The organism is Rhizobium atlanticum (genome assembly GCF_030182485.1).
Lineage (GTDB): Bacteria > Pseudomonadota > Alphaproteobacteria > Rhizobiales > Rhizobiaceae > Rhizobium.
Genome location: NZ_JAQJCJ010000060.1, coordinates 1 through 5,320, shown reverse-complemented (window position 1 = coordinate 5,320; position 5,320 = coordinate 1). Strand labels below are relative to the sequence as shown.

3 protein-coding genes are annotated in these 5,320 nt (G+C 60.9%); 2 read left to right on the top strand and 1 reads right to left on the bottom strand.

What is annotated here, in order from left to right; all coding sequences use genetic code 11:
• On the bottom strand, positions 1-3,647 hold a 3,647-nt coding region (traA, locus tag PH551_RS32510; protein ID WP_285196378.1), incomplete at its 3' end, for a Ti-type conjugative transfer relaxase TraA.
• 326 nt (positions 3,648-3,973) lie between these two features.
• Between traA and PH551_RS32505 the strand changes: the two genes are divergently transcribed.
• Together PH551_RS32505 and PH551_RS32500 are read left to right on the top strand one after the other, a co-directional pair.
• Positions 3,974-4,882, top strand: coding sequence for a nucleotidyltransferase and HEPN domain-containing protein (locus PH551_RS32505; RefSeq protein ID WP_285196379.1), 909 nt, complete (start codon positions 3,974-3,976; stop codon positions 4,880-4,882).
• 230 nt (positions 4,883-5,112) lie between these two features.
• Positions 5,113-5,320 (top strand): helix-turn-helix domain-containing protein (locus PH551_RS32500; protein ID WP_285194838.1); only part of this gene is annotated, 208 nt, incomplete at its 3' end.

Genomic DNA, 5,320 nt, shown 5'->3' with positions numbered 1-5,320 from the left:
AAGCGGGCAGACAGCGCCTCGCTGACCGCCTTGATCTCTTGCACGACCGTGCGGTCCTTCGCGGCAAGGGCAAAGGCGGTCTTATAAGCATCGTCCCCGCCCCTGTTGCGCACCGCCTCGATCTCCATGAGACGCGCCATGGCGCCTTCGGAGAGTGCCGGGACCGACAATGACATATGCGCGCGACGCGCCTGCTCACGGATCTCGAACCGTTCGGCGCTCCTGTGGAACTCGCTCGCATGGGCGCGGGCCAGGGGAAGCAATTCCGTCACAGCCGCCAAGGCGACATTCCGCTCCTCACGCTCTGCGCGTCCGTCGACGATGAGCTCGGAGCCGCGCAGGCGGCCAAGCCGACCGGGGCTCACGGCAAGATCGTCGGCGAGCCTGCGGGGTTCGGTGCCGGCATCTGAAGCAAGCGCATTCAGGGCGACAAGTGCGCCATCCGGATCACGATAGATCTTCTCCAGCACCGGTCGCAGCAGCGTTTCCCGATCCTTCCAAGCCGGGGATGACAATTGCGCCAGCCGTGCATCCTCATCAATGCTTCTGACGAAGTCGGTGGTCGGCGGGACCAGATAACGGGCTTCGCCCGGGACGGTCTTGGGTTCAGTTGGCTGGGGTTCAGTTGGGTGGGATTCAGTTCGCATCTCGCTGTAGGAGACGCGCCGTTCCCGCTCGATCGCAAAGCCGAGCGCCATGCTTGCCCGTTCCCAGAGCTTTTCCACCTGCTCCCGCTTTGCGGCAATCCACGCAAAGCGCCGCGAGATGTCACCCTCAATCTCGGCCGCAGCCAGCGAGAGATACTCGAACCCGCGGCGGCGGGCGAAGTCTTCCGCATGAGCCCGATAACCGGCCTCGCTTGCAAAATCGAGCGTCGTCGTCTTGGCGCCGGAGCGCGACAGCCGGTCGACGAGCTGCTTGAACAGATCCGGCCGATGACTTTCCCGCTCGATGCGGTCCTGGCGCGCTTCGGCGGTTTCGATCTGCCTGGCCGTCCAGACGTTGCGGTCGACCTCCCGCTCCTCATAACGCTTCTGACCTGTCTCTTCATCGACAACGGCAATCTGGACCTTGACCCGCTCCACGCCGTCCTTGCGCAGCGTGACGGTGTCGCCTTCCAAGATGCCACCCTGTTCAAGCGCCTTTGGCAGGCTCACGCCCCACAGCCGATGGACGGTTCCATCGTCGGTCCTGACATCGGCATAGGGGGTGTCGTCGGCATCCTCGTCATCAGGCCGGAATCTGGCCTCTCCGGTTTCGACAAGCTCGCCGGTCACGCCGGCGGCATGATCGACACGCGGCCTGCGCCCCCATTCCGGTCTTGGCTCAAAATCCTCTTTGGCCGCATAAAGATCGACGCGATCGCGATGCCTCGTCATCGCCACATAGGTCAGGTGCTGGTCCATCATGCCGGTGGCAAGCACCAAGGTGCGCTCGACGGTGGTGCCCTGGGCTTTGTGGATCGTTGCGGCATAGCCGTGATCGACATTGCGATAGCTGTCTTCGCTGAAGACGACTTTATGGCCGTTGTCGAGACGAACCGACATCAGCGCTTCGCCGCGTTTGTCGCCGGTGGAGATGACCGTGCCGAGCATGCCGTTCTTGACGTATTGCGGACCATAACTGCTGGCCCGCGGCTCGAGAAAGCGGGCGTTCTCCAGGAAGATGATGCGATCGCCGACGGCGAACTCCCGCGCCCCGCGTGCCGTCTGGAAGGTGCGGCTGTCGGAAAGCGCACCCTCGCCGGCCATCACCGCACGCAGTGCCTCGTTCAGCTTGCCGACATCGTCATTGGTGTGGGCAAGCACGAGCAGCTCGTCGCCGCGCAGCCGACCATCCCTGCCCTCGGAAACGGATCGACCGATTGCCTCTCTGCGCGCCTGGCTCCAGTCGCCAACAATCCGCTCGATCGTTTCCGCGCGCGTGCCCGCCTCGGCAAGATGACCATGCCGGGCATAGGCGTCGAGGCCCTTCTCGATCTCGCCGCGGGCAAAGAGCCGCGAGGCCTCACGCGCCCATTCTTCATGCTGGCGGCGCACGCCGGCAAGCTCGGCAAAACCGATGCGTTCGCTGATCGCCCGAAAGGCAGCACCCGCCTGGATCGGCTGTAGCTGCATGGCGTCGCCGACGAGAACGACTTTCGCGCCCGCCTCCTCGACGATGTCAAGCACACGGGCCATCTGCTGCGAGGCCACCATGCCGGCTTCATCGATGACGAGCACATCACCGCGATGGAGTGCATCGCGTCCATTCGCCCAGGCCATCTCCCAGGCGGCGAGTGTTCGTGACTTGATGCCGGAACTGTCTTCCAGGCCTTCTGCCGCCTTGCCGGCAACGGCGGCACCGATCACCCGGCGCCCCTCGCCTTCCCAGGCAAGGCGGGCTGCCGCCAGCAGCGTCGACTTGCCGGCGCCGGCAAGGCCGACAACAGCCGCAATGCCGCTGTCGCCGGTGACATGGCGGATGGCATCGACCTGTTCCGCATCGAGTCGAAAAGGATGTTTGGGATCGCCGGTTTCGACGCGCTCGATCGCCGCATCGACCTGCCGCGCCGAAACGCCGAAGCCTGCTCGCTCCGACAGAACCCGCGCCGACTGCGCCATGTCGTATTCGATGCGCAGCATCGCCCGTGTGGTGTAGACTGCCGGGGCTGCGACCTCGCGCGTTTCTCCGTCGAACTCTTGCGGCTTCAGCATCACAAGTTCATCCGACGCCATCAGCCGCGCACGGATATTGGCGAAGTCTGCTGGATCGTCGACATAGCGATGCAGTGCCTTGGCGATATCCTTCTCGTCGAAGGTGGAGCGCTCATTGCCGAGCTGCGTCAGCAAAAGCTCCGGCTCTGCCAGCAGTCTGTCTGCCATCTCCTGACGCCGCGCGAGATCGGCTGGCGCGAAATAGAGCTCCCTCCTCTTTCGCGCCAATGCCGCCTTCTCCGGCCCGAGATGCCTTTGCGCAATGCCGTCGAAACCCTGTTCGGCATAAGAGCGGCCGTCGAGCCGGATCTCATGACCGGCAAGCGCCAGATGCCGATTGGCTGTTTCCGCCCAGGCGATCTTCCACGCCTTCAAGGTTTCCTTGTCGCCTGCCCAGCGCTCATAGATGATCTTGCCGGTTCTTTTGCGACGTAATGGCTCGCCATTTTCTTCCAAAATAGGAGAGTTTTTCGGACCAAAGCCATCTTCGGTCAACGCCCGCAATGTAGTCATCATATGGATGTGTGGATTACCGTCCTTGTCATGATAGACCCAATCGGCGACAATCCCGGTCGCGGTTACAGTGTCCCGCACAAATTCGCGCACCAGCGCGACGTTCTCCACCCTCGTCAGTTCCTCCGGCAGTGCGATGATCAGCTCGCGGGCGAGCCTCGCGTTCGCCTGCGTCTCGAACGCCTCGACGGCATTCCACAGTCCCTCGCTCGCTCTCGCGACCGAAGAGCCGTGGATCAGCTCGCGCAGCCAAGCGGGTATCTGCTCAGGAAACGCCAGTTCCTCATGCACCAGCTCTGGACTCCCGCCGCGATAGCTGAAAGATCTGCCCACCTGGTGATCCATCATTCGTGTGCGATGGCGATAGGCGGCGGCCGCGACGACGCTGCGTCCCGCGCCCCTACTGATCACCTGCGCCCTCACAAACATGATCGCCAATGATGTCTCCTGCCCCTTGAATCAAGTTGCACCAGCAAGCCCGTCGCTACCGGGGATACACGACCCGAAGAGGCCACCGCCCCGTCCACAACGTGTTTCGAGGGCTTTTTCTGCAACCGTGTAGTCTTCGATCACCACAACCTATGTCATTTTACTGCCTAATTCAAGTTAGTATAATGTGCAAGTTTTGAACTGCTTGTTTTAAGCTCCGCGGGTTGAGGTACACAGCGACCAAGCGCATGAAAAGCTGGAAACCCAAGCAAATGGCCTAAGCCGTGCAGAACTTGTCGTAGACGGTGCAGGATCTTTCGCCTATCGATGGTGCTATGAAGTCGTCCCTCAACCATATGCCGCTCCGCAAACAACGCGAGATTGGCCGTGTTCTGGAGATCCTCCACGAGGAATTCGAGGATGCGCTGAGGGACGGTACGGCCGAGTTCAAAAAGCGCGGCCGGATCCTGAAGATCATCCTGTTCGGCTCCTACGCCAAGGGCAGCTGGGTAGACGAGCCCTTCACGATGAAGGGTTACCGTTCGGACTTCGATCTGCTAATCATCGTCAACAATCGCAAGCTCTGCGAGTTCGCCGAGTACTGGAACAAGGCGGCTGACCGGCTGATCCACGACAAGTCGATCGAAACACCTGTGAGCTTCATTGTCCACTCCAGGCGAGAGGTGAACACCTACCTCAAGGAAGGGCAATACTTCTTCTCCGACATCCGCAAGGAGGGTATCGTTCTCTATGAGCTTGATGATGAACCGCTTGCCGAGCCCAAGCCACTTTCGCCAGCCGATCGGCTGCGGGTAGCAAGGGAGCATTTCGACCATAGATACTCCACGGCAATCAATCTAAAAACCCTCGCAAGCTCTGCAATGCGGAGCAGCATGTTCAATGAAGCAGCCTTTTTGATGCATCAATCCATCGAGCAGGCCTACTCGTGTGTTTTACTGACACTCACCAATTACGGCCCTCCGTCCCACAACCTCAAGTTTTTGCGCTCGCTAGCTGAGGAGCAGGACCGGCGTCTTGCCGAAGCCTTCCCTCGTGATCAGCATCGAGAGCGGGCGTGGTTCAACACGCTAAACGAGGCCTATGTAAAGGCGCGCTATTCAAAGTATTTCGAGATCAGCGAGGAGGCTCTTGGCTGGCTCGCACAGCGAACCGCTTTATTGCTTGGGCTGGTCGAGACGGTGTGTTCAGAGCATTTGGCGAAGCTTCAGCGGCACTCCCAATGATGGACGTTCGAGTCGTCGCTAAGCAGGATTAACGAAGGCAACAGCGGACATTTCAGGGAGAGGCGCCCTCCGCGATCCAGACTTTTACTGGCGGGCGGTGTTAGCAAAGTGCTGTGGCGACGCGGCACTCGGCACCGTCTTAGAGCACGCTTCGATTTTTCAGAATCGCAGATTCGCAAATCAGCTGAAATATGATTCTCTGTCCTACCGGAAAAGGACGGCCGGCAAGGATGACGCACCCATATTCTGAGGATCTTCGCGAACGGGCGATGGCGCGCCTGAACACCGGAGAAACGATACGATCGATCGCAGCAGCACTTGCGATTGCTCCCTCCTGTGTTTCGAAGTGGAAGAAGCGCCTTGCGGAGACCGGCGCTCTGACGCCCGGCCGCGTCGGCGGTCGCAAGCAGCGGACTTTGTCCGGCGAACGGGCCGACT

What these genes read in the sequence shown, in the direction of transcription:
- PH551_RS32505 (WP_285196379.1), top strand. Translation starts at nt 3,974, where the DNA reads ATGAAGTCGTCCCTCAACCATATGCCGCTCCGCAAACAACGCGAGATT.